A 22997-nucleotide genomic window follows, 5' to 3' on the forward strand; every position below is an offset into this window, starting at 1 on the left:
TGAGATGTACCAGACGTTCAGGCCGCTTCTGGACGCGCTGAAGCAACGCGGAGCCGACGCGCAGGCCGTCGATCGTGCGGCCGAGGAGGCCGAGCGCACCGGCCGCTCGATCCGCGCCGTGCTCATCAACGACCAGGTCGTCACCGAGGAGCAGCTTACCGAGGCGTCGGCTGACGCGTACGGCATCGCCACGCTCGACCTGGTCGGATACGCGGTCGACCCGGCCGCGGTGAAGAAGATCCCGATGGCGCTGGTGCTGCGCCACCGGGTGCTCGGCATCGCCCTCAACGAGCACGAGATCACCGTCGGCATCACCGACCCGGGTGACGTGCTGGCCCTGGATGACGTGCGGGCCGCGACCGGGCTCACCGTGCGGCCGGTGGTCGTCGCCCGCTCCGAGCTGCGCAAGATCATCGACCGGATCAAGCGCGAGGAGAACGACCTCGGCGACATCGCCGACAACGACGACACGCCGACGACCGTCTCGAACATCAGCGCCAACGAGGACGCGCCGATCGTGCGCTACGTCAACTCGCTGATCGAGCAGGCCATCGTCAACCGCGCCTCGGACCTGCATCTGGAGCCGGGCGAGCACAGCATGCGGGTCCGGTACCGCATCGACGGCGTCCTCCACGAGGTCGACACCGTGCCCAAGCACGTGCAGTCGGCCCTCATCTCCCGGCTGAAGATCATGTCGAACGTCGACATCACCGAGCGCCGGGTCCCGCAGAACGGCCGGATCACCGTCGACCTGAACCAGCGCGTGGTCGACCTGCGCACCGCGACCCTGCCGACGGTGTGGGGCGAGAAGATCGTGCTGCGGGTGCTCGACACCAGCGGGATGGACCTGAAGCTGACCAAGCTCGGCTTCAGCAAGAACAACTACGAGCGCTTCGCCGCGTCGTTCAACAAGCCCCACGGGATGCTGCTGGTGACCGGGCCGACCGGCTCGGGCAAGTCGACGACGCTCTACGCGACCCTGGCCGAGATCAGCAAGCCCACCGTCAACATCATCACCGTCGAGGACCCGGTCGAGTACCGGCTCCCGGGCGTCAACCAGGTGCAGGTCGACCACAAGGCCGGGCTGACGTTCGCCGCCGTGCTGCCGGCCATCCTGCGCTCCGACCCCGACGTCGTGCTCATCGGCGAGATCCGCGACCGTACCACCGCCCAGCTCGCCGTCGAGGCCGCGCTCACCGGCCACCTGGTGCTGTCCACGCTGCACACCAACGACGCGCCGAGCGCGGTGACCCGGCTCGTCGAGATGGGCATCGAGCCGTTCCTGGTCGGCTCGTCGGTCGACTGCGTCCTGGCTCAGCGGCTCGCGCGGCGGCTGTGCGACTGGTGCAAGACCGAGTATCCGCCGACCGAGGCCGAGCTCATCGGCGCCCGCTGGCCCTACGACGTGCTGGGCACGCCGGAGACTCTGTGGCGGCCGGTCGGGTGCCGCTCGTGCGCCAACACCGGCTACCGCGGCCGCATCGCCCTGCACGAGGTCATGCCGGTCTCCCCGGACATCGAGAAGCTCGCGATCGACAGGGCCTCGGCCCACGAGATCCAGGCGGTCGCGTATCGCGAGGGCCTGCTCGACCTGCGCGTCGACGGCCTGTCCAAGGCGGCCGAGGGCCAGACCTCCATCCCCGAAGTGGTCCGGGTGGCCGTCTAAACCTCACATGGCGCGGGCAGCGGCCGATCTTGCGATTGAGATCCATGACCCGCGAGGAGCGCCCGTGACACAGACCATCCCCGGTGCCCTGCTGAACCGCACGGCCACGAGCGACGAGCGGGCGTCCCTGGACGCGATGCTGGTGTCGCTGGTCCGGGTCGGCGGCTCCGATCTGCACCTGACCGTCGGGGCACCGCCCACGGTGCGGATCAACGGCGGGCTGCGGTACCTGCCCGGCTACGACGACCTGACGCCCGAGGACTGCGAGATGCTGGCCCGGGCCGCGGTCACCCTGGAAAGCCAGTGGAAGCAGTTCCTGGAGGTGCAGGAGCTCGACTTCGCCTACGCCATCGAGGGTGTCTCGCGGTTCCGGGTGAACCTGTACAACCAGCGCGGCTCGTTCGGCGCGGCGTTCCGGGCCATCCCCCACAACATCAAGCCCCTGGACCAGCTCGGCGTGCCCGAGCAGGTGGCCCGCTTCGCGCACCTGCACCGCGGCCTGGTGCTGGTGACGGGCCCGACCGGCTCCGGCAAGACGACCACCCTCGCGGCGATCCTGGACCTGGCCAACCGGACCCGCTCCTCGCACATCGTGACAATCGAGGACCCGATCGAGTTCCTCCACGAGCACAAGCGCTGCCTGGTCAACCAGCGCGAGGTGGGCGCCGACACGCAGTCGTTCGCCCTGGCGCTCAAGCACGCGCTGCGCCAGGACCCCGACATCATCCTGGTCGGCGAGCTGCGCGACCTGGAGACGACCTCGACCGCGCTGACCGCGGCCGAGACCGGCCACCTGGTGCTGGCGACCCTGCACACCCAGAGCGCGGCGCAGACCGTCGACCGGGTCATCGACATCTTCCCGCCGCACCAGCAGCAGCAGATCCGCGCGCAGCTGTCCAACGCCCTGCAGGGAGTGGTGACCCAGGCGCTGGCGCCGCGGGCCGACGGGCAGGGCCGCACGATCGTCACCGAGATCCTGTTCGCCACGCCGGCCATCCGGAACCTGATCCGCGAGGGCAAGAACCACCAGATCCCGTCGTTCATGCAGTCGAGCGGCAACGAGGGAATGCTCTCGTTCGACCAGCACCTGGCCGAGCGGGTCCGCCAGCAGCTCATCACCTACGAGGCGGCGCTGGAGCTGTGCCACTCGGCCGAGGAGTTCCGCCGGCTCGCGGGCCGCCAGTAGCGCGGAGGGGGTAAGACGCATGGTTGCCACCAAGACGTACGAGTACCAGACGATCGGCCAGGACGGGAAGCGGGCCAAGGGCAAGATCGAGGCGTCGAACGAGCTGGCCGCCGCCCAGGCGCTGCGCCAGCAGGGCCTGACCCCGCTCGCGATCACCAGCGCCGACACGCTCATGAAGCGCGACATCCGGGTCCCCGGGCTCGGCGACCGCACGACGCTGAAGGACCTGTCCATCTTCGCCCGGCAGTTCGCGACGATGACGCAGTCGGGCATGACGCTGCTGCGGGCGCTCGCGGTGCTGGAGGACCAGGCGCCCAAGCCGTCGCTGAAGAAGGCGCTGGGCGAGGTCCGCACCGACATCGAGGGCGGCATGTCGCTCTCCGCGGCGCTGGGCAAGCACCCGAAGGTGTTCCCGACGCTCATGGTCGCCATGATCCGGGCCGGCGAGACGGGCGGCTTCCTCGACAACGCCCTCGACCGGATCGCGACCAACTTCGAGAAGGACGCGTCGCTGCGCGGCAAAATCAAGAGCGCGCTGACGTACCCCGTGATCGTCCTCGTCTTCACCGCGGTCATGATCAGCGCGGTACTGATCTTTATCGTGCCCATCTTCGAGAAGATGTTCAAGCAGCTGGGCGGCGAGCTGCCGCTGCCCACGCAGATCATCGTCTCGGCCAGCCACGCGCTGTTCTGGCTGGGTCCGCTGCTCATCATCGTCGGGGTCGTCGTCACCGTCGCGTTCCGGCAGCTGATGGGCAAGAATCCGGCCGTCCGGCTGTGGTTCGACAAGGTGAAGCTGAAGCTGCCGGTCTTCGGGGCGCTGTTCACGAAGATCGCGCTGAGCCGGTTCTCCCGCAACCTCGGCACCCTGCTCGGCGTCGGCGTGCCCGTGCTGCAGGCGCTTGACGTCGTCGGCGCCACCACCGGCAACACGGTCATCACCGCGGCCATGACCGACCTGCAGCAGGCCGTTCGGGAGGGTCGCCCCATGTCGTCACAGCTGGGGCAACACAAGGTCTTCCCGCCCATGGTGGTCCAAATGGTGGAGGTCGGCGAAGAGAGCGGCCAAATCAGTCAGATGCTCGAAAAGATTGCCGATTTCTACGACCGGGAGGTCGACAGCGCGGCCGAGGCGCTCACCGCGTCGATCGAGCCGATCATGGTGCTCGTCATGGGCGGCGTGGTCGGCGGCATGATCATCTGCCTGTACCTGCCCATGTTCTCGATCTACCAGAACATTCAGAGCAATTGAACCAGACGACATGACATCGCGATCCACCGCAACCCCACGGCAACGGAACACGTAACGCCGCGGCACCACACGGTTCCGTTACTGGTCACACCGCATGCACCACCACCCGCCCCGCACCACCACCCACACCGCCCCGGAGCAGGAGGCTCACCCATGACCCAGACGCTGCGCAGGATGCAGAAGAAGCGTGCCGCCGGCGACGGCGGGTTCACGCTCGTCGAACTCCTCGTCGTCGTTGTCATCATCGGCGTGCTCGTCGCGATCGCCGTGCCGATGTACCTGAACTACCGCAAGGGCGCGGCCAACAAGTCGGCCGAGTCCGACGTGCGCGCCGCCGTCAGCGCCGTCGAGCAGTTCTACACGGAGAACGGCAACGCGTATCCGGCCGATGGCAGCAGCACCGCCGACAAGCTCATCTTCGGCACCACGGCCAGCGGCGCCACGGCCACGGGTGGCACGCCCCAGACGGCCACACTCTCGCCGCAGAACAGCATGCAGTACAAGAACAACGGTGCCTCGTACCGGATCTGCGGCATGAACTCCGACGGCAAGACGATCTACGTCTACGACTCGGCGGTCGGCGGCTCGGTCAAGAAGGCGACCGTCCAGACCGACCTCGGCGCCTGCATCGCCAGCGCCACCCCGTAACCCGCACCGTCGGACGGCGGCCCGCACCCGGTTCGACCCGGTGCGGGCCACCAACGACCCCGCCGCTCGCGAAAGGAGACACTGGCATGGCGTTCGTCCTCGTCGTCGCCGGCGTCCTCGGCCTCGCGGTCGGCTCCTTCCTCAACGTCGTCATCCACCGCGTCCCCCGCGGCGAGTCGCTGCTGCGCCCGGCCTCCCACTGTCCGCAGTGCACGGCTGCGGTGCGCCCCTGGCACAACGTCCCCGTCCTCGGCTGGCTGGTCCTGCGGGGCCGGTGCGCCGACTGCGCGGCGCCCATCAGCGTGCGGTACCCCCTCGTCGAGCTCGGCACCGCCGCGCTGTTCGTGGCCGTCGCCGCCCGGTTCGGCGCCACCAGCCCGCTGATGCTCCCGGCCTGGCTCTACCTCGCGGCGATCGCCGTGGCACTGGCGCTCATCGACCTCGACGTGCTGCGCCTGCCCAACGCGATAGTGCTGCCCTCCTACATCGTCGCCCCGCTGCTGCTCCTGCCCGCGGTCGTCGTCGAGCGGGACTGGTCGGCCGGCCTGCGCGGGCTGCTGGCGATGGCCGCGCTGTGGACGTTCTACTTCCTGCTGTCCGTGGTGTACCCGGGCGGCATGGGCTTCGGCGACGTGAAGCTGGCCGGCGTGCTCGGGCTGTACCTCGGCTTCCTCGGCTGGTCCACGGTCGCCGTCGGCACGCTTGCCGCGTTCGTCCTCGGCGGCGCCGCGGGCCTGACCCTGATGGCGTTCGGCCGCGCCGGGCGCAAGACCGCCCTCCCCTTCGGCCCGGCGATGCTGGCCGGTGCGCTGCTGGCGCTGTTCGCCGCCGCGCCGATCACCGCCTGGTACACCAACCTGCTCGTCCCAGACCTGTGATGCACAAGCCCACGTGGGCTTACGCATCACACGTCTCCCGCGTAGAGCCCGTCCTTGTAGAGGGAGCACGATGGCTGCAGTCAACCTGATCGGGCTGGACATCGGCACGGTGTCCATCCGCGCGGCCGAGACCAGCAACAGCAAGGACGGCCCGATCATCAGCAACTTCGGCCACATCCTGCTGCCGCCCGGGGCCGTGCAGCACGGTGCCGTCCAGGACGAGCCGGCCGTCACCGCGGCGCTGAAGCAGCTGTGGTCGACGTTCAAGTTTCGCAGCCGCAAGGTCGCGCTCGGCGTCACCCACCAGCAGATCGTGGTCCGCGAGACGACCGTGGCCAACCTGCCGGCCAAGGAGATGCGCAAGGCCCTGCCGTTCCAGGTCCGCGACGCGCTGCCGCTGCCGCCGGAGCGCTCCCTCATCGACTTCTACCCGCTGGAGGAGCCCACCGGCGAGACGGTCCGCGGCCTGCTCATCGCCGCGCCGAAGGACCCGGTGATGGCCGCGATCCGGGCGGTCGAGGCGGCCAAGCTGCACGTCGTGCACGTCGACCTGGCCTCGTTCGCGCTGCTGCGGGCCGCGTCCCGGCTCGACGAGCAGGTCGAGGCCCTCGTGGACATCGGCGCCCACGCGACGAGCGTGGTCGTGCACCACGACGGCGAGCCGCTCATCGTGCGCACCATCCCCCGCGGCGGCAACGAGATCACCAAGACCATCGCCGACCGGCTGAGCCTGCCGCTGCAGGAGGCCGAGGAGCTCAAGTGCCGGGTCGGCCTGCGCCCGGACGCCGACCCCACCACCGCGTCGGCCCTGCGGGAAGCGGTGCGGCCGCTCATCAACGAGATCGGCTCCTCCTTCGCCTACCTCACCGCCGGCGGCCGCCAGGCCCGGGTGAGCCGGCTGGCCGTCTCCGGGGGCGGCGCCATGCTGCCCGGCCTGCTCGACGCGCTGCACGAGCAGCTCGGCGTCGAGGTGATAGCCGTCGACCCGGTGATGCGCGTCCGCGGCCTGCGCCGCGTCCGCCACGGCAGCCTGGAGCAGGTCCGCGCCTCCGCCGCCGTCTCGGTCGGCCTGACCCTGGGGGCGGCATGATCGCTACGGAGCGCAGCCCGGAGCTTGCGGAGGCGACGGCATGAGCGGTACGGAGCGCAGCGGAGTGGCCGCTCATCAGAAGCACAGCTCGGAGCTCAGGGCGGCGCCGGAGCTTGCGGAGGCGACGGCATGAGCGGTACGGAGCGCAGCGGAGTGGCCGCTCATCAGAAGCACAGCTCGGAGCTCAGGGCGGCGCCGGAGCTTGCGGAGGCGACGGCATGACGAACGGCGATTGGAAGGAGCCGGAGGGGCGCCTCACGGGCATCGTGCTGCCCTCGTTCGACGAGCCGGACCGGGCCGACGACCTGGACGAGTTCGAGCGGGACCGCCGCGCCCGCGCGGCCCGGGCCGCGGTCGAGGCGTCGGACATCACCGCCACCGTGGCGCCCCCCGTGTCGATGGCGCCCCCCGTGCCAATGGTGCCCGCGGGCCCGCCCCCGGCCTGGCCGCCGCCCACGCCCGTCGTGGCCGAGGAGTCGCCGGAGCCGATGCTCGCGACGCCCCCGCGCCGGGAGTTCCCGCGGTTCATCCGCGGTGAGTTCGTGCTGCCCACCGATGAGGCGGCCGCGCCCGTCAGTGGCTTCGATCCGCTGACCGCACCGGTCGACGTGCTCGAAACCCACCTGCACCCGGCCCCGGCGGCGCCGCCCGAGGGCCTGCGCAACGCCCTGCCGTCGTGGGCCCTGCCGGCCGAGCGCACCCCGACCGTCGACCTGCCGCCGGAGCCGCTGCCCGAGCCCGCGCCGGTGGCCGTCGAGCCGGTCACCGCGCCGCCGGCCGCCGAGCCCACCTGGGAGCCGGTCGAGGTCGAGGAGGCCCCGCCGCCGCCCGTCGACGAGCCGACCGAATCCGTGCCGGTGGTGCCCGAGCCGGTCGCCGCGGAGCCGGTCGCCGCGCCGCCGCGGAAAGGGCCCTGGGAGGGTGTACCGCACCCCGCGTTCCCGGACGCCACCGCGCGCACATTCCGGATCCTGCCCATCGCGGCCGACCTGCTGCCGCTGGAGATCTCCGAGAACCGGCACGTGCGCCGCGTGCGCCGGCTCGTCATCTCGGGCGTGGTGATCGTCGCCGCCCTGGTCGTCGGCTGGTACGGCACGGCCGTGCGCGACCACACCCAGGCCGGGGACGACCGCCAGGCGATCCTCGACACCAGCCAGGACCTGACCCGGCAGCGGCACAAGCAGTACGACGAGCTGACGAAGATCCAGTCCGACTCCGGCCAGATCGACCAGCGGCTGCGTAAGGTCCTCGCCTACGACCTGTCGTGGTCGAAGCTGCTGGCCTCGCTGCGCAGCACGGCCGCGGCCAAGAACGTGACACTCGGCGGCGTCACCGCGGCGCTGAGCCAGGAGGCGATGAACGGCAAGCCCGACGGCGACATCGTCGGCAACGTCACCCTGACCGGCAAGGCCCCGACCAAGACCGCCGTGGCCGCATACGTCGACGCGCTGAGCACCGTGCCCGGCGTGACGAACGCGTTCCCGTCCGACGCGACGCAGGAGACCGACGGGGTGTCGTTCACGATCCGGGTCGACATCAAGGCCGCCGCGCTCGGCGGCCGGTTCACCAGCGCCGCGCCGTCGGCCAGCCCCAGCGGGAGCAAGTGATGCGACACGACCGGCTGTGGCTGATCGGCGGGACGGTCTTCGCGCTCGTCGTGGTGGCCTTCGGCTTCCTGTTCCTCATCCGCCCCAAGCAGCAGGACACCGACACCATCCGCAGCGAGGAGGCCGTCGCCGAGCAGCAGGTGGCCAAGCAGCGGCGGGAGCTGGCGATGCTGGCGCAGCAGAAGGAGCACATCGACGAGTTCAAGGCCGCGCTGGCCAAGGACCGGGCCGCGCTGCCCGACGCGGACAAGGCGTCGGACTTCCTGCGCGAGCTGCAGAGCGCCGGCGAGCTGACCGGCGTGACAGTCAGCGGCGTCGCCGTCGGCTCCGCCGTGGACCTCAAGGAGCTCGTCGGCTTCGAGGTGTACGCCCTGCCGGTGAGCCTCACCGTCGCCGGGCCCACGGCCAAGATGAACCCCTTCCTCGACCAGCTCCAGGTCGCGCAGCCCCGGGCGGTGCTCATCAGCAGCCTCAACTTCGCCACCGTGCCCGGCGGCAGCGCCGACAAGTCCAACGTGACAATCAACCTCCAGGCGTTCTACGCCCCGCTCGGCTAGCAGGCGACCATGAAGCTCTACCGCTCCCCTCGCGGTGATGAAGGATTCAGCCTGGTCGAGACGCTCACGTCGCTGGCCATCATGGGCGTGGTCATGACCGCGCTGACGACGTTCTTCGTCTCGACCACCAACACCATCAACAAGCAGCGCGGCCTGCAGATGGCCATCCGGCTGGCCAGCGACGCCGTCGAGCAGGTCAAGTCGCTGCCCGGCTCGACACTGCCGATCGGGCGCAGCCTGTCCGACGTCACCGCCCAGCTGACCGCGGACCCGATCCCGGGCCTGGACGTCAACCAGCTCAAGGCCTCCATGAACCTGGTGTCCGACGCCACGCTGCCGCTCGGCTCGGCCAGCCTCGACCCGGTGCTGCCGGTGCAGCCCGAGGTCATGCCGGTCAACGACGCCACCTTCACCCGGCACTGGTTCCTGGGCAGCTGCGTCGTCGACGCGACGAAGCTGCTGAACAACCCGGCCTGCGTCCTGCCGACGCCGGCGATCCCCAACCCGCTGGCGTACTACCGGGTCGTCATCGCGGTCACCTGGCAGAACACCCGGGCCTGCGCCGGCGGCGTGTGCTCGTTCATCACCGACACGCTCGTCGCCGCGTCCACCACGGACCCGGTCTTCAACCCGAGCGTCACCGTCGCCCCGCCGCTGCCCGACAACCCCGGCAACCAGGCGAGCGACATCGGCGTGCCGATCGTGCCGCTGACCCTCACCGCGACCAGCTCCTACCCGCCGCTTACCTGGTCCGCGCCCGAGGGTCTCCCGCCCGGCATCACCATCAACGACGCCGGCCTGGTCAGCGGCACCCCGACGACGGCCGGCACCTACGTGGTCCGGGTGGTCGTGAAGGACAACGCGAGCACCAACGACGCCTCGTTCAACTGGGTCGTCAACCCGCTGCCGAAGCTCACCGTGCCCGACCAGACCTTCGACGCCGGATCGGCCGTCGCCTACCAGGTGCCGCTCACCGGCGGGACGGCCCCGGTGGCCTGGACCGCGACCGGGCTCCCGGCCGGCCTGACGATCGACCCGGCCACCGGGGTCATCAAGGGCACAAGCACCGCCACCGGCGCGGCCGCGATCGCGAACGTGACGGTCACCGCCAAGGACTCGCTCAAGCAGACAGCGACGGCGGCGTTCAAGTGGAACACGAAGGTCGCGGTCCAGTACCCCAACGCCACAACGCCCATCGCACTGACCAAGGGCACCGCCTACAGCGGCTCGGTGACGGCGTTCGGCGGCACGGGCAGCTACACGTACTCCTCGCCCTACCTGCCGCCCGGCCTGTCGATGAGCACCGCGGGCCTCGTCACGGGCACCGTGACGAACGGCACCCGCTACCTGATCACCGTCAACGTCAAGGACAGCAACGGCGTCACGAACTCGACGGTGGTGCCGGTGAACGTCACGGTGCCGACCGGCCTGCGGATCACCACGCCCGCGCTCACCGCACCGGACAAGACGAGCCCGAAGGGCACCGCTCTGACCTACACGGTGGTGGCGACTGGGGGCACGGCGCCGTACACCTGGGCCGTCGCGAACCTTCCGGCCGGTCTGGCGCTGAACACGAGTACCGGAGCCATCACCGGAACACCCACCACGGCCGGCACCTCTGTGGTGAATCTGACCGTCACCGACAAGACCGGCGCCACTTCGGCCTTTGCGTTCGTCTGGACCATCACATGAAACAGCGGATTCGGCGGGTACTGCACCAGGGCGGCGACCGCGGCGTGACGCTCGCGGAGATGGCCGTCACGATGGGCATCATGTCGGCCGTCATGGCCATCTTCACCACCGGCGTGATCCAGCTGTTCCAGGCCGGCAACAAAAACGAGCTCGTGGCGACGACCCAGGCGCAGCTCAACAACGCGTTCCTGCGGCTGGACCGGGAGCTGCGTTACGCGGCCGGCTTCGGCCCGGTGCGCATCGACGCCGTGACCGGCACGACAACTGTCGAGTACATCAACACCGGCACGGCCAGCGGCACCCCCGAATGTGCGCAGCTGCAGCTGTACTCGACGACGAACACGCTGCGCCGGCAGGTCTGGCCGACCGGGACCAAGCCGGTGAACAAGTGGGCGGTCCTGGCCAACAGCGTCGTCGTCAAACCGCCGGCGGACCCCGGTGCGAAGAGCACGTTCGCGATCATCGCGCCGACCGAGAACACCGCCTTCCAGCGGCTGCAGGTCGTGCTCATCGTCCAGTCGAACCCGGGCCGGAGCCAGACCCTGGCCACCACCGACCTCAAGTTCACCGCGCTGAACAGCAAGGCCGGCACGGACCCGAACACCATCTGCCCGGAAGCGAGGCTCTGAAGTGCTTGCCGATCTGGTACTGCGCGTGCGGGCCCGCTTCACCCGGCGGCCTTCCGGCGACGGGGGCTCGCTGCCGCTGGCCATGATGCTGACGCTCGTCGGGACGTCGCTGTCGACGCTCATCGTGCCCGTCGTCATCACGCAGCTGCGCGCCACCGTCGAGACGGCCGACCGGGCCAAGGCGGTGCACGCCGCGCAGGCCGGCATCGACCTGGTGCTGGGCACCATCCGCGCGTCCGGCGGCGTCATCTCCGGCCTCACCTGCATCCCGGCCGGGTCCGAGCTCAAGGGCGGGGTCGGTGGCGGGCTGCCCGGCCGGTTCAAGGTCTCCGTGCAGTTCCAGGACTCGACGAAGACCCCGCTGGCCTGCCCGGCCGGCGGTCACCTGACCTCGGTCCCGTACTTCGCGTTGATCACTGCGCAGGGCACGTCCCAGGGCGACGCGAGCAACCTCAACGCGGCCTTCCAGCCGAACGCGACGCGCACGCTCATCGCGACCTACGTGTTCCGGTTCACCAACGAGAACATCGAGGGCGGCCTGGTCAAGTTCCTCGGCGGCGCCTACTGCCTCGACGCCGGCTCCGGCTCCCCCGCCGTCGGCACGAACGTGACAACGCAGCCGTGCAGCTCGGGCAGTGCGCGGCAGACGTTCGCGTACACCAAGAACCTGACCCTGCAGCTGGTGTCGTCGAAGACCGCGCTCAACCCGCTCGGCATGTGCCTCGACTCCCTGCCGAGCCCGGTCTCCGGCACGCTCGTCGCGTTCCAGGTGTGCGGGTCGCCGACAGTGCCGTACAACCAGCGCTGGAGCATCAACGACAGCTCCAGCTTCCAGTCCACCGCGTCCAACGGCACCTCGCTGGGCAGCTTCTGCTTCCACGCCAAGTCGGCCAGCACACCTGGCGCGTTCGTCGAGCTCACCTCGTGCGGCGGCTCCGACAACACCCGCACGTTCGCGCCGGAGGCGGCCGTCGGCGCCGGTGCGGCCGGCCCGCCCGCGCAGATCGTCAACTTCAAGCAGTTCGGCCGCTGCATCGACGTGACGAACTTCGACATCACCGTCGGGTTCATCATCGTGTGGCCGTGCAAGCAGGCGCCGAACCCGGCGAACGTGGGCTGGAACCAGCGGTTCACGGTCCCCACCACCGGCACCGGGCTCGGCAGCATCACCGGGCAGATCTTCACGTACGACAGCTCGAAGACGAAGGGCAACGTCTGCATGACGACCTTCGAGACGGGCGCGGCGTCGCACTTCGTGACGTTCAAGCCGTGCCCGGCCACCACCGACGTCTCGACGTTGTGGACGGTGTCGTATCAGGAGAAGACGTACGGGGCGAGCTACGTCATCAAGGACTACAAGGGGATGTGCCTGAGCCCGACGAACCTCGACGACCCGAAGCTGCCGGCCGCTGACATCTTCAAGGGCAGCACCACTGTCAGCAAGCTCACGGTGGCCACCTGCGACGGTTCGAAGCTGCAGAAGTGGAACGCGCCGGCGAACATCGAGGACCCGACGCCCCTGAAGAACATCGGGGAAAAGTAGGGGCCCGGTTCAGGGCATCGGCCGGATGGCATCTACTCGCATAAGTACAAAGCTCTCGGTATGAGCATCACGGCGGGGGCAGCGCGCGGTGAGGTGCCGCTCGGGCGCCAGGCGGCGCTCGGGCTCGGGGCGGCGGTCGCGTACCTGTCGGTCCGCGGGGCCGTGAGCGCGGCCGACGGGCGGGCGCAGAACAACGCGGACGCGGTCGCGCGGCTGGAACGCTCGCTGGGGCTGCGGGAGTTCGCGGCGCCGCTCTGGGCGGGCGCGGGCGAGTGGCTCTACACCTGGGGACACTGGCTCCTGGCCGTAGCACTGTTGGTCGGACTGGCCCGGCGCGCGCCGGCGCTGTACTACCGGGCCCGGGACACGATGCTGCTCACGGCCGGGGTGGCGCTGTTCGCGTTCGTCGTCTACCCGGTCGCCCCGCCGGACGTGAGCGGGGGGCTGGCCTCGCTGCCGTCGCTCGACGCCGCCTGGGACGTGGTGCTCGGGCTCTCCGTGGCGGCCTTCGCGTCGCGGGCCTGGGTACGCGTGGCCGGGGTGGGGCTGGCCGGGCTGCTGCTGTGGTCGGTGGTGCTCACCGGGCACCACTACCTGATCGACGTGCTCGCCGGGGCCGCGCTGGCGCTCGTCGCCTGGCTGTTCGTCGGCTCGCGGCGGCGGCCCCAGCGGCTGCGCGGATACGCGGGCTGGGACGGGCTGGACCTCCACAAAACCGACAACACAGCGTAGTTTGCCCGACTACCCTGTGCGCATGGGTCACCTCAGCACTGAGTACACGGGGTTCCCGGCCGATGTGATCCCGCTGCAGTACCAGGCGCTGCTGCTCACCGACGAGCGGCGCATGCAGGCATTCGCCGACGCCATCGCCCAAGCCGTGCAGCCCGGCATGCGGGTCCTCGACCTCGGCGCCGGCACCGGCGTGCTCAGCTACTTCGCCGCCCGCGCGGGCGGCGTGGTCACCGCCATCGAGTGCGAGCCGCGAGTGTTCGCCACCGCCCGCTCGGCCCTGAGGGCGGCCACTGGCGACACGGTCCGCATCCTGCACGCCGACGCCCGCGACTACCTGCCGGACGAGCCGATCGACCTGGTCCTGTGCGAGATGCTGCACGTCGGCCTGCTGCGCGAGCGCCAGGTCGAGGTGATCGGGGCGTTCAAGCGCCGCTACCTGCACCACATGGGCGGCCCGCTCCCCCGCTTCCTGCCGGAGGCGACGGTCCAGGCGGTACAGCCGGTCGAGCAGGACTTCACGTACATGGGGTACACGGTGCCGGCCCCGGTGTTCCAGCTGCCGGAGAGCCGGCAGCCCCGCACGGTCGAGGCGGCGCCGCCGCAGGTGTTCCAGCAGTTCTTCTACAGCTCGCCGCTCCCGTCCCGCTGCGGGGCCGACCTGCTATTCGTGGCGGAGCGGCCGGCCGTGGTGAACGCGGTCCGCCTGATCACCAAGAACCTGCTGACGCTGACGTACGACCCGGCGGGCAGCGTCGACTGGACGATGAACTACCTGGTGGTACCGGTGAACGAGCCGGTCGAGGTACTACCGGGCGACGAGGTGCGGGTGCGCTTCGACTACGCGCCCGGCGACGAGATCCCCGTCCTGACCGACAGCTTGCGCATCTCGGTCCCAGCCCACGCCCACTGACCTTCTTGACGCGCCGCTTTCCTGCCCACCACCTTTCGGCGCGCCACCTCTTGACGCACCGCCTTGTGTACGCACCCACCTCCTGGCGCACCAACCCTTGACGCGCCGCCTTGTGTACGCACCCACCTCCTGACGCACCACCCCTCGACGCGCCGCCTTGTGGCGCACCACCTATTGGGGCGCGCTGTCTTGTGGAGCTGCCTGCTGACGTGCCGCTCCTTGGCGCTGTGCCACCTGTTAGTGCGCCGCCGTTGCGGTGCCGCTTCTTGCAGTGCCGTCCGGTGCGATGCCACCCGCCTCGCCGCTGCCCGTCGCGGCGCTGCCCGTCGCGGCGCTGCCCGTCGCGGCGCTGCCCGTCGCGGCACTGCCCGTCGCGGCACTGCCCGTCGCGGCACTGCCCGTCGCGGCACTGCCCGTCGCGGCACTGCCCGTCGCGGCACTGCCTGGGGCGGTGGCGCCGGTTGCGATCAGGTAGAGCGCGGCGGCGTACGTCGACATCACCACCAGGTCGCGGCCCGGGAAGTCCGTGCCGGCCGCGCCGACCCCGATCAGCAGGTCGGACAGGAGGAACAGCGCACCGCCGACCCCCGTGCGGGCCGAGATCACGGTCGCGGCGCACGCCATCGCTGTCAGCGCGATGCTGTAGACGAAAATCGGGACTCGAAGCCCACCGAGTTGATTCCAGAGGCCAGCGTTGACTACGGCCCACAACACGCCATAGCCGACGACTGTCCATGATTTTGGTCGACGTCGACTGACGAACGCGATCGTCAACGCGACCTGGGTACCGAGGAATGCCGCCATGCCGAGGACAAACGGGAGCGTACCCGGGACGAGCAGCACGATGTCACCCACCGTGGCGAAGGCCAGGGCGGCGATCAACAGGTTTGGCCGCCGCTCACCCCGCCGCCCGCTCGCTACGCACCAGATCAGCACCGGCGCGATAAGCGGCTTGGCGATCCACTGCAGGACGCGGACGTCGGTAGCGACGCCGATCAGCTCGACGGCGACCACGAGCACGAACAGGGTCCGGACGGTCCTGCTCATGCCGCGGGCTGCCAGCCGGGCCGGCCGAATACGTAACGCAGGCGGTCCCGCCAACTCGTGGCGGCGCGGAAGTCCCGCCAGATCGCGGTGTACTCGTGGGTGGCGACCCGCAGCGGGTTGTACGTGCCGATGTTCTTCGTCAGCCCGTAGCGGACGGGGGCGCGCTCGGGCTCGAAGGTGCGGAAGAGCCGGTCCCAGACGATCAGGATGCCGCCGTAGTTACGGTCCAGATACTCCTGGTTCGCGCCGTGGTGGACCCGGTGGTGCGACGGCGTGTTGAAGACCCACTCGATCGGCGCCCAGAGCCGGTCCACGCGCTCGCTGTGCAGGAAGAACTGGTACGCCAGGCTGATCGACTGCTGTAGGAACACCATCCACGGCGGGATGCCGAGCAGCGGCAGGAACAGCCAGAACGGCGTGGAGGTCATCGGCGTCCAGCTCTGCCGCAGGGCCGTGCTCAGGTTGAAGAAGACGCTGGAGTGGTGCACGACGTGGCCGGCCCAGAACATTCGGACCTCGTGGTGTAGGCGGTGGAACCAGTAGTACGCGAAGTCATCGGCGAAGAACACGATCACCCACGTCCACGGGCTGGACGCCTCGAGCTTGAGCGGCGTGAGGACGTACAGCCCGGCGAACGCCACGGCGACGACCAGCTTCCACGGCACGCCGATGATCTGACTACCGAGCCCCATCGACAGGCTGGTGGCGGTGTCCCGGACCTCATAGCCGCGTTCTTCGTCGTCGGGGAGGAAGCGGTAGGAGACCGCCTCGATGATGATGAGCAGCAGGAACGCCGGCACGGCATACAACACGGCGGGGATCATGCGGGAGCTCCTCCTTCCTGACCAAGGGGGACCGATGGCGTATTCGCGCCGCTGCATAACCGGGGCGTTCAGGAGCGCTTTCGCCTCGGCTGCGCGGCCGGGGCGTCGTAGGCGGCGGTGCAGTATTCGCGCTTCTGCGTGGTGGAGGCGGGGATCATGCGGGAGCTCTCCCCTCCTGACCGATGGGGTGCTCGCGCCGCTGCGTGACCGGGGGGTTCCGAAGCGCCTTGGCCTGCGACTCGGCGGCCGGGGCGGCGCTGGTAGCGATGCAGTGTTCGCGCTTCGGCGCGATGGAAGCGGGGATCATGCGGGAGCTCTCCCCTCCTGACCGATGGGGTGCTCGCCCCGCTGCGTGACCGGGGCGTTCAACAGCGCTTTTGCCTGGGCTTCCGCGGCCGAGGCGTCGCCGGCGGTGATGTGGGCGCCGAGGCGGCGGTGGCCGGCGATGTCGAGCAGTTCGGCGGTGCGGTGCTCGGCCGGGACGCGGCCCACGGCGAGCGCGCCGCCGACGAGGCTGTTGAAGGCGAGCAGGTACGCGGTGTTGCCGCTGCCCAAGAGAATCGTGCGCCAGAGCGCGATGTTGGCGGCACCCATGCGTTCGAGGTCGGGGGCCTGCTCGGCGTACAACTCGATGGCCTCCTGGATTTTCGTCCGGTCATGTCGACTGGCCCGCTCCGCACACAACCGCGCAGCGTCGGCGCCGAGGCAGGCCCGCATCTCCAGAACGTCGCGAACCAGGTTGTCGACGGGCAGCCGATCCTGCGCACCGGCCGCCATCGCCAGGTCGAGTCCGGCATGCTCGCGCCAGTCGAGGACTTTCGTCGCACCGCCTTGATTGACCCGGACCAGCCCGAGCTGCTGCAGCCGGCGCAACGCCTCCCGCACCGCGTGCCGATTGACCTCGAACGCGGCGGCCAGGTCGCGCTCGCTGGGCAGGCCGGCGCCAGGCACGTAGTCGCCACCGAGGATCGCGTCGCGGATCTGGGCGAACACGTGATCGGACACCGAGCTACGGCTGGCGGGCACGAACTCCATGCCGCGCAGTCTGCCACTTATCAACTGGTTGGACCAGTGCCAACTATTGCTATCCGCCGCGTCAGGACTGGCCGACCCGAGGAGATGCGCGAGCGCCTACCTGCGGCAACTCCACCTCAAGACTCCCGTTCACCTGCAGCGTGCTGGAGCCGGACAGGTCGAGGATTTCCGCAACGTCACTGATTTTCGCCCACAGACCTGGCTGGCTTGAGCAGCGTCGATGTGGACGAAAATCATGGAGTTTCGTCCAGCAGGGCGAGCGACCGTCGACGTCGACCAGTTGTCAGTCCACCGGCCGCCGACTGTCCAGCACAGAAGACAACCGAGCGCTAACGACAGTTCAAGGCGGGCGACGACGAGAGTGGGCGACCGACGAAGGGGGCCGGCGACCGACGAGGGGGCCCACACTTCGTGCGACACCGGGCGACCGACGAGGGGGCGGGCGACCGCGAAGGCTGGCGACGACTCGGGGCGGGCGACGATGAGGGCGGGCGGCCGAGAGCGGGCTGACAACGGGCAAAAGCTGACGGCGGTTGGGCGCTGGCGGCCGATCGAGCACTGGCGGACGGGCGAAGGCTGGCGGCGGTCGAGCGCTGACGACGGTCGAGCACTGACGACAGTCGAGCACTGACGACAGTCGAGCACTGACGACAGTCGAGCACTGACGACAGTCGAGCACTGACGACAGTCGAGCACTGGCGACAGTCGAGCACTGGCGGACGGGATGAGCACTGCCGACCGGGCGAAGGCTGGCGACGGTCGAGCGCTGACGGCCGGATGAGTATGCCGAACCGGGCGAAGGCTGATGATGGACGAGCACTGACGATGGGTGAAATGCCGGCGGCCGATGAGATCTGGCGATGGGCGAAGGCTGACAGCGATCGCCTGCTGACGGCGGTCGGGGGGTGACGGGTCAGTCGTCGATGTTGAGGGCGTCCACGATTTTCTGGGCGTTCGTCGCGTGCTTCGCGTAGGCGCTGGCGAAGGCGCTGCGCTGGACGGCCTGGGCGGCGTTGGTGATGCTCATTTTCTCCCAGCCACTCACGGCCTGGAGTTTGGTGTAGAACTTGGCCGAGGCGTACGCGGGGTCCATGAGCTGCTCCGGCGTGCCCCAGATGCTGGCCCGCTGTTGGAAGATGCCAAGCGAGTCGTAGTTGGTGCCAGTGCCCTCGTGCGGGAGCTTCATCGACGCGGGGATCTTGGGGTTGGCCAGGTTCTTGAGGTACGTCTCCTGCAGCGCAGTCGCGATCGCGACCACCATGGCGCGCTCGGGCAGGTTCATCTGCCGGCCCACCTGCACCACGATGTACGCGTTGTTTGTCTGCTCCTGCGTCAAGCCCGCCACCGGCTTCGGCACCAGCGGCTGGCCCGGCACGACGGCCTGCGCGGCGCCGCGGGCCGCGTTCGCCCGGGCGTGCGTCTCGTAGAACTTGGCCGCGTCGAAGTTGGTGTCGTCCGCGACGGGAGTCGGCGCGGACTGGGGGAAGATCGCCCAGGACACACCGACACTGATCAACGAGGCGACGAGGCTGACCACGGTCAGCAACATCAATCTGCTGAAGTGCAGACGACGTGCGGCCGCGCGCCTGCGCCGGGGGGTGGCGCCACGCACCGCGACAGCTTAGGGAACGTGGCGCCCGTACCGAAAGATGGGATCCGGCGCTTTAAACCAAACCTAAGGAAAGCTAAGGAACTTTACGCAGCGTCACTCAGCAGACCCCGGCGCTTGAGCAGCGGTTCGATCAGCGGGTCACGGCCACGGAACGCGCGGTACACGTCCATCGAGTCGGCGCTGCCGCCCTTGGCGAGCAGGCCGTCGCGGAACGCGTCGCCGCTGTCACGCCGCAGGCCGCCACGCTCGGTGAGCCAGTCGACGGTGTCGGCGTCGAGCACCTCGCTCCACAGATACGAGTAGTAACCGGCGCTGTACGCGGCCCCGCTGAAGATGTGCGCGAAGTAGGGGGTGCGGTACCGCGGCGGCACGAGGGGCGTCGCCACACCGGCCCGCTCCAGCGCGTCGGCCTCGAACGCCATGACGTCGGTGACCGCCTCGGCCTCCTCGACACTCAGCGTGTGCCAGGCCAGGTCGAGCAGGGTGGCGGCGAGGTACTCGACAGTCGAGAACCCCTTGTTGAACTGCTCCGCCGCGTGCAGGCGATCGATTACCTCCTGTGGCAGACGGTCACCGGTGATGTGGTGGTGCGCGTAGTGCTCCAGCACCTCGGGCCACAGCATCCACACCTCGTTGACCTGCGAGGGGTACTCAACGAAGTCGCGCGGCACACGAGTACCCGCAAACTTTGGATATTGCACTGCCGAGAACAGCGTGTGCAGAGCGTGACCGAACTCGTGGAACATGGTCCGGACCTCATCGAGGGTGAGCAATGTCGGCTCGCCCTCCGGGGCCCGGTTGATGTTCAGGTTGTTGCACACGATCGGTGACGTGCCGAACAGCCCGGACTGCGCCACGAGTGCGTTGGCCCACGCCCCGCCCCGCTTCGAGGGGCGCGTGAAGAAGTCGCCGATGAAGAGCCCGAGTGGACTGCCGTCATGGTCGAAAACCTCGAAGACCCGGGCATCTTGGTGGTACGCGCTGAGGTCGGACCGCTCACTGAAGCGCAGCCCGTAGAGCTGCCCCGCGGCGTAGAAGACACCGTCGTGCAGGACGCGCTCCAGCTCGAAGTACGGCCGCAGCTCGCTCTCGTCGATCGCGTAACGGTCCCGGCGGAGGCGCTCGGTGCAGTACGCCCAGTCCCACGGTTGCAGTGTGTAGTCGTCGCCGATCACGGCCTGCAGATCGTCGGCCTCCGCGGCCGCGTTGGCCATCGCCGGAGGTACCACCTTCGCCAGCATTTCCTCGACGGCGGCGACGGAGCGCGCCGTGTTGTCGGAGATGTTGTACGCAGCGTGATGCTCGTAGCCCAGCAGGCGGGCCCGCTCGGCCCGCAGCCGTACGATCCGCAGCACCAGTCCGGTGGTGTCGTTGTCGCCGCCGACGCCACGGCCGACGGACGCGTTGTGCAGCCGTTCGCGCAGGTCCCGGTCGTGCAGCGCGGCCAGCTGCGGCTGCCCGGTCGGGAGGATCAGGTTGAGCGCGTACTTGCCGTCGAGCCCGCGGTCCCGGCCCGCCACGGCGGCGGCCGCGATCGCGTCGGACGACAGGCCGTCGAGCGCGGCCTCGTCATCGACGATGACGGCGCGGGCCTTCATCTCGTCGCGGACGAGGTTGCCGAACTCGGTGGCCAGGCCGGCCAGCTCGGCGTTGACCGCGCGCAGCCGCTCGTGCTGCTCGGCCGTGAGCTCGGCGCCGGCCCGGACGAACTCGGTGCGGTAGCGCTCCAGCAGCCACGCCTGCTCGCCGTCGAGCCCCAGCTCATCGCGGCGTGCGTACAGATCGTTGATCCGTGAATACAGGCCGGCGTCGAGCATGATCGCGTCGCTGTGCGCCGACAGCCGCGGCACCACCTCGGCCTCGATCTCCTGGAGCCGGTCCGATGTGTGCGAGCTGGTAAGCGTGAAGAACGCGGCCGATGTGCGCTGCAGGATGCGCCCCGAGCGCTCCAGGGCCACCAGCGTGTTGTCGAACGTCGGCGCGGCGGGTTCGGCGACGATGGCCGCGACCTCGGCCCGCTGCTCCTCCATGCCGCGCTCGAAGGCCGGCAGATAATGCTCGACCTCGATGCGGTCAAAGGGCGGCAGCTGATATGGCAGGTCACTCGGCTCGAAGAACGGGTTGTCCGTGGTCACCTACCGACTGTATCGACCCCGGCTGCGTTATTCGCACCCCTTACTCAGCCTGCTCACCGCGAGAAGGGTTCCGGGATCGAAGCTGGTTTGCCAGGTGGCGCCGTCCTTGGTGGTCACCTCGACAGCGGTCTCGCCGGTGAATCGGACACCCGACAAGACCTTGTCGGGTGCCGGCCAGCCATCGTCGATGCTCATGAAACAGGCGAGGTTCTCACCGGCCTCGCGGCTGCCGAGCCCGGCCCGGGAACGGACCCGGATCACCTGCTGGTGACCGCCGAACAGCGCGCTGCCGCGGAACGCGACAAGCTCGTAGCGCCCGCTCGGCGAGACGGCCGCGACCTGGGCCGGGCCGCGGTCCGTATCGACGAAGTCGAGTGAGCCGTACAGCACGCCCCCGCCCATCACCGCGAGTGCGAGGACGATTGCGCCGCCGGTGAGCCCGATCCGCCCGCGCACGCCCCGCACGACGAGGACCGCGGCGAGGACGAGGCCGGAGATTGCGACGAGCAGGATACTCACCGCAACCCCGGTGCGTCCCCACGGCATCAGCGCGGTGTAGTGCCACGGGTTACTGGCGGCAACGATCACGAACGCGACGGCGAGCGCCGCCACCAGGGTCAGCAGTGATGCGGTGATCCAGCGCCCCCGTGCTCTCATGGATGCCGATCGTAACCGCGCCGATCTATCCCGTCGGCCCCGTGTAGGCGGCGCGCAGTCGCAATTGCGTGGGTTTCTTGTACTCCTCCATCGCATGCGCCAGCCAGCCGACGGTTCGGGAGATGCCGAAGATCGCCTCGCCGGCACCCCGGGGCATGCCGGCGAGATGGGTGAACAGTCCGAGCGGAAAGTCGACGTTCATCGGCGGCAGCCCGCGAAGGTGCGCCTCCTCGATCATCGCTTCGGCCACGGCGAGTCGACGATGACCGGGTACTGCCATCCTGAGCTTCTGCATCAGGGCATCGGCCCGTGCGTCGCCGTTGCGGTAGACGGCGTGCCCGAAGCCGCTGATCCGCTCGCCGCGCCGCAGCCGCTCCCCCATGACGTATGCGGTTTCGTCAGGTTTCTTGATTTCCGTCAACATCGATTCGACACCGAGCGACGCCCCGCCGTGCAGCGCGCCGCTGGTGACCCCGAGGCCGGCCGCGACCACGGCGTAGGGGTCGGCCCGCACTGAGGCGGCGACCCGCGCGGCAAGCGTGGAGGCGGCCAGTTCGTGGTCGGCCAGCAGCACCATGATGAAGCGCAGCACGTCGGTGAGCCGCTCGTCCGCTTTGGCGCTGGCCAGCTTCCAGAACAGCTGGGCGTGCATCGCAAGGCTGTCGATCGTCTTGACCCGGCCGTGGTGGGGCAGCGCCGCGATCATGCCGCTCATCAGCCCGCGGCCGGTCTCGACGACGACGGCGGGGTCGAGGTTGAGCCGCACCGGGTCGGCCACGGCGAGGGCGGTGACGATCAGCTGGAGCCGCTCGAGGAGCAGCACTGCCGGCGGCAGGCCGCTCTGGGCCTCCCGGGCGACCTTGACGGCGTCCGAAACGGGGGCGAAGGCGCGCACGCTCTGCCGGTCATCGGGCTCGACGCCGGTCCACAGCAGGATCGCGACCTCTTCCGGGTGCTTGTATTCGGCGAGGTAGATGGCGTCCTGACCGCGGTAGTTGTGCCGGTCCTCGCCGAGCATGGTGACGGCCGACTCGATGACGAGCTCGGTGCGGCCGGCCTGCCGGCGGGGGCGCCCGCGGCGGGCCAGCTCCTCGATCTCGGCGCTGCTGAAGATGCTGCGCCCGTCCGGAGCCTTGCGGCGGGTGAGGATGCCCCGGCTGACGTACGTATAGAGCGTCGCCGCCTTGACCCCCAAACGCTGGGCCGCCTGCTCGGCCTCGATCCAGTTGCTCACTGCCCCTGACCCCCATGTCGATTTTCGTCGACATTGACACAAATCCTGGATTATCGTCAACCT

General features: G+C 69.6%; 20 protein-coding genes. 13 read left to right on the forward strand and 7 right to left on the reverse strand.

The window, feature by feature from the left end; translation table 11 throughout:
* The first annotated feature begins 4 nt into the window (after positions 1-4).
* The 13 genes from Dvina_RS45810 to Dvina_RS45870 all read left to right on the forward strand — a co-directional run bounded on the left by Dvina_RS45810 (position 5) and on the right by Dvina_RS45870 (position 14390).
* On the forward strand, positions 5-1666 hold the full coding sequence (locus Dvina_RS45810) for a GspE/PulE family protein (protein ID WP_223097641.1): 1662 nt from the start codon (positions 5-7) through the stop codon (positions 1664-1666).
* A gap of 64 nt (positions 1667-1730) precedes the next feature.
* Entirely contained in the window at positions 1731-2852 is a 1122-nt protein-coding gene (locus tag Dvina_RS45815) for a type IV pilus twitching motility protein PilT (protein WP_246655759.1), read from the forward strand.
* Between the two features lie 19 nt (positions 2853-2871).
* Positions 2872-4104, forward strand: a complete 1233-nt coding sequence (locus Dvina_RS45820; RefSeq protein WP_223097643.1) for a type II secretion system F family protein — start codon at positions 2872-2874, stop codon at positions 4102-4104.
* A 174-nt stretch (positions 4105-4278) separates the two neighbouring features.
* Positions 4279-4752 (forward strand): prepilin-type N-terminal cleavage/methylation domain-containing protein, encoded by a 474-nt coding sequence (locus Dvina_RS45825; RefSeq protein ID WP_246655760.1) that lies wholly within the window; start codon positions 4279-4281, stop codon positions 4750-4752.
* 86 nt (positions 4753-4838) lie between these two features.
* Positions 4839-5630 carry a prepilin peptidase gene (locus Dvina_RS45830; protein WP_223097645.1) on the forward strand — a complete coding sequence of 264 codons (792 nt, stop codon included), beginning with the start codon at positions 4839-4841 and terminating at the stop codon, positions 5628-5630.
* A gap of 70 nt (positions 5631-5700) precedes the next feature.
* Positions 5701-6720 (forward strand): type IV pilus assembly protein PilM, encoded by a 1020-nt coding sequence (gene pilM, locus Dvina_RS45835; RefSeq protein ID WP_223097646.1) that lies wholly within the window; start codon positions 5701-5703, stop codon positions 6718-6720.
* Positions 6721-6938: 218 nt separating this feature from the next.
* Entirely contained in the window at positions 6939-8327 is a 1389-nt protein-coding gene (locus tag Dvina_RS45840; RefSeq protein WP_223097647.1) for a hypothetical protein, read from the forward strand.
* Positions 8327-8884, forward strand: a complete 558-nt coding sequence (gene pilO, locus Dvina_RS45845) for a type 4a pilus biogenesis protein PilO (protein WP_223097648.1) — start codon at positions 8327-8329, stop codon at positions 8882-8884. Before Dvina_RS45840 ends, pilO begins: the two co-directional genes overlap by 1 nt.
* Positions 8885-8893: 9 nt before the next feature.
* A complete protein-coding gene (locus tag Dvina_RS45850) occupies positions 8894-10576 on the forward strand; it encodes a putative Ig domain-containing protein (protein ID WP_223097652.1) in 1683 nt (560 codons plus the stop codon).
* Complete coding sequence (locus Dvina_RS45855; RefSeq protein WP_223097654.1) at positions 10573-11205, forward strand: hypothetical protein; 633 nt, start codon at positions 10573-10575, stop codon at positions 11203-11205. The genes Dvina_RS45850 and Dvina_RS45855 overlap by 4 nt, the downstream gene beginning before the upstream one ends.
* 1 nt (position 11206) lies before the next feature.
* On the forward strand, positions 11207-12748 hold the full coding sequence (locus Dvina_RS45860; RefSeq protein WP_223097656.1) for an RICIN domain-containing protein: 1542 nt from the start codon (positions 11207-11209) through the stop codon (positions 12746-12748).
* 60 nt (positions 12749-12808) lie between these two features.
* Positions 12809-13480 carry a phosphatase PAP2 family protein gene (locus Dvina_RS45865; protein ID WP_223097658.1) on the forward strand — a complete coding sequence of 224 codons (672 nt, stop codon included), beginning with the start codon at positions 12809-12811 and terminating at the stop codon, positions 13478-13480.
* A gap of 22 nt (positions 13481-13502) precedes the next feature.
* The gene (locus tag Dvina_RS45870; RefSeq protein WP_223097659.1) at positions 13503-14390 is read left to right on the forward strand and encodes a methyltransferase domain-containing protein; all 888 of its coding nucleotides are present in this window, start codon (positions 13503-13505) and stop codon (positions 14388-14390) included.
* Between the two features lie 237 nt (positions 14391-14627).
* Here Dvina_RS45870 and Dvina_RS45875 read toward each other — a convergent pair whose 3' ends face one another.
* From Dvina_RS45875 to Dvina_RS45905, 7 genes are all read right to left on the reverse strand, one after another.
* A complete protein-coding gene (locus tag Dvina_RS45875) occupies positions 14628-15437 on the reverse strand; it encodes a lysoplasmalogenase (RefSeq protein WP_223097661.1) in 810 nt (269 codons plus the stop codon).
* Entirely contained in the window at positions 15434-16261 is an 828-nt protein-coding gene (locus Dvina_RS45880) for a sterol desaturase family protein (RefSeq protein WP_223097663.1), read from the reverse strand. Before Dvina_RS45880 ends, Dvina_RS45875 begins: the two co-directional genes overlap by 4 nt.
* Before the next feature lie 303 nt (positions 16262-16564).
* Positions 16565-17296, reverse strand: a complete 732-nt coding sequence (locus tag Dvina_RS45885) for a FadR/GntR family transcriptional regulator (RefSeq protein WP_223097665.1) — start codon at positions 17294-17296, stop codon at positions 16565-16567.
* A 913-nt stretch (positions 17297-18209) separates the two neighbouring features.
* Positions 18210-18845 (reverse strand): hypothetical protein, encoded by a 636-nt coding sequence (locus Dvina_RS45890; protein WP_223097671.1) that lies wholly within the window; start codon positions 18843-18845, stop codon positions 18210-18212.
* A 146-nt stretch (positions 18846-18991) separates the two neighbouring features.
* Complete coding sequence (locus Dvina_RS45895) at positions 18992-21043, reverse strand: M3 family metallopeptidase (RefSeq protein WP_223097673.1); 2052 nt, start codon at positions 21041-21043, stop codon at positions 18992-18994.
* Positions 21044-21070: 27 nt separating this feature from the next.
* Entirely contained in the window at positions 21071-21655 is a 585-nt protein-coding gene (locus Dvina_RS45900) for a hypothetical protein (protein ID WP_223097675.1), read from the reverse strand.
* A gap of 70 nt (positions 21656-21725) precedes the next feature.
* Positions 21726-22994 carry a citrate/2-methylcitrate synthase gene (locus Dvina_RS45905; RefSeq protein ID WP_223097677.1) on the reverse strand — a complete coding sequence of 423 codons (1269 nt, stop codon included), beginning with the start codon at positions 22992-22994 and terminating at the stop codon, positions 21726-21728.
* Positions 22995-22997: the final 3 nt, after the last annotated feature.

The sequence above is a fragment of the Dactylosporangium vinaceum genome, assembly GCF_019904175.1.
Lineage (GTDB): Bacteria > Actinomycetota > Actinomycetes > Mycobacteriales > Micromonosporaceae > Dactylosporangium > Dactylosporangium vinaceum.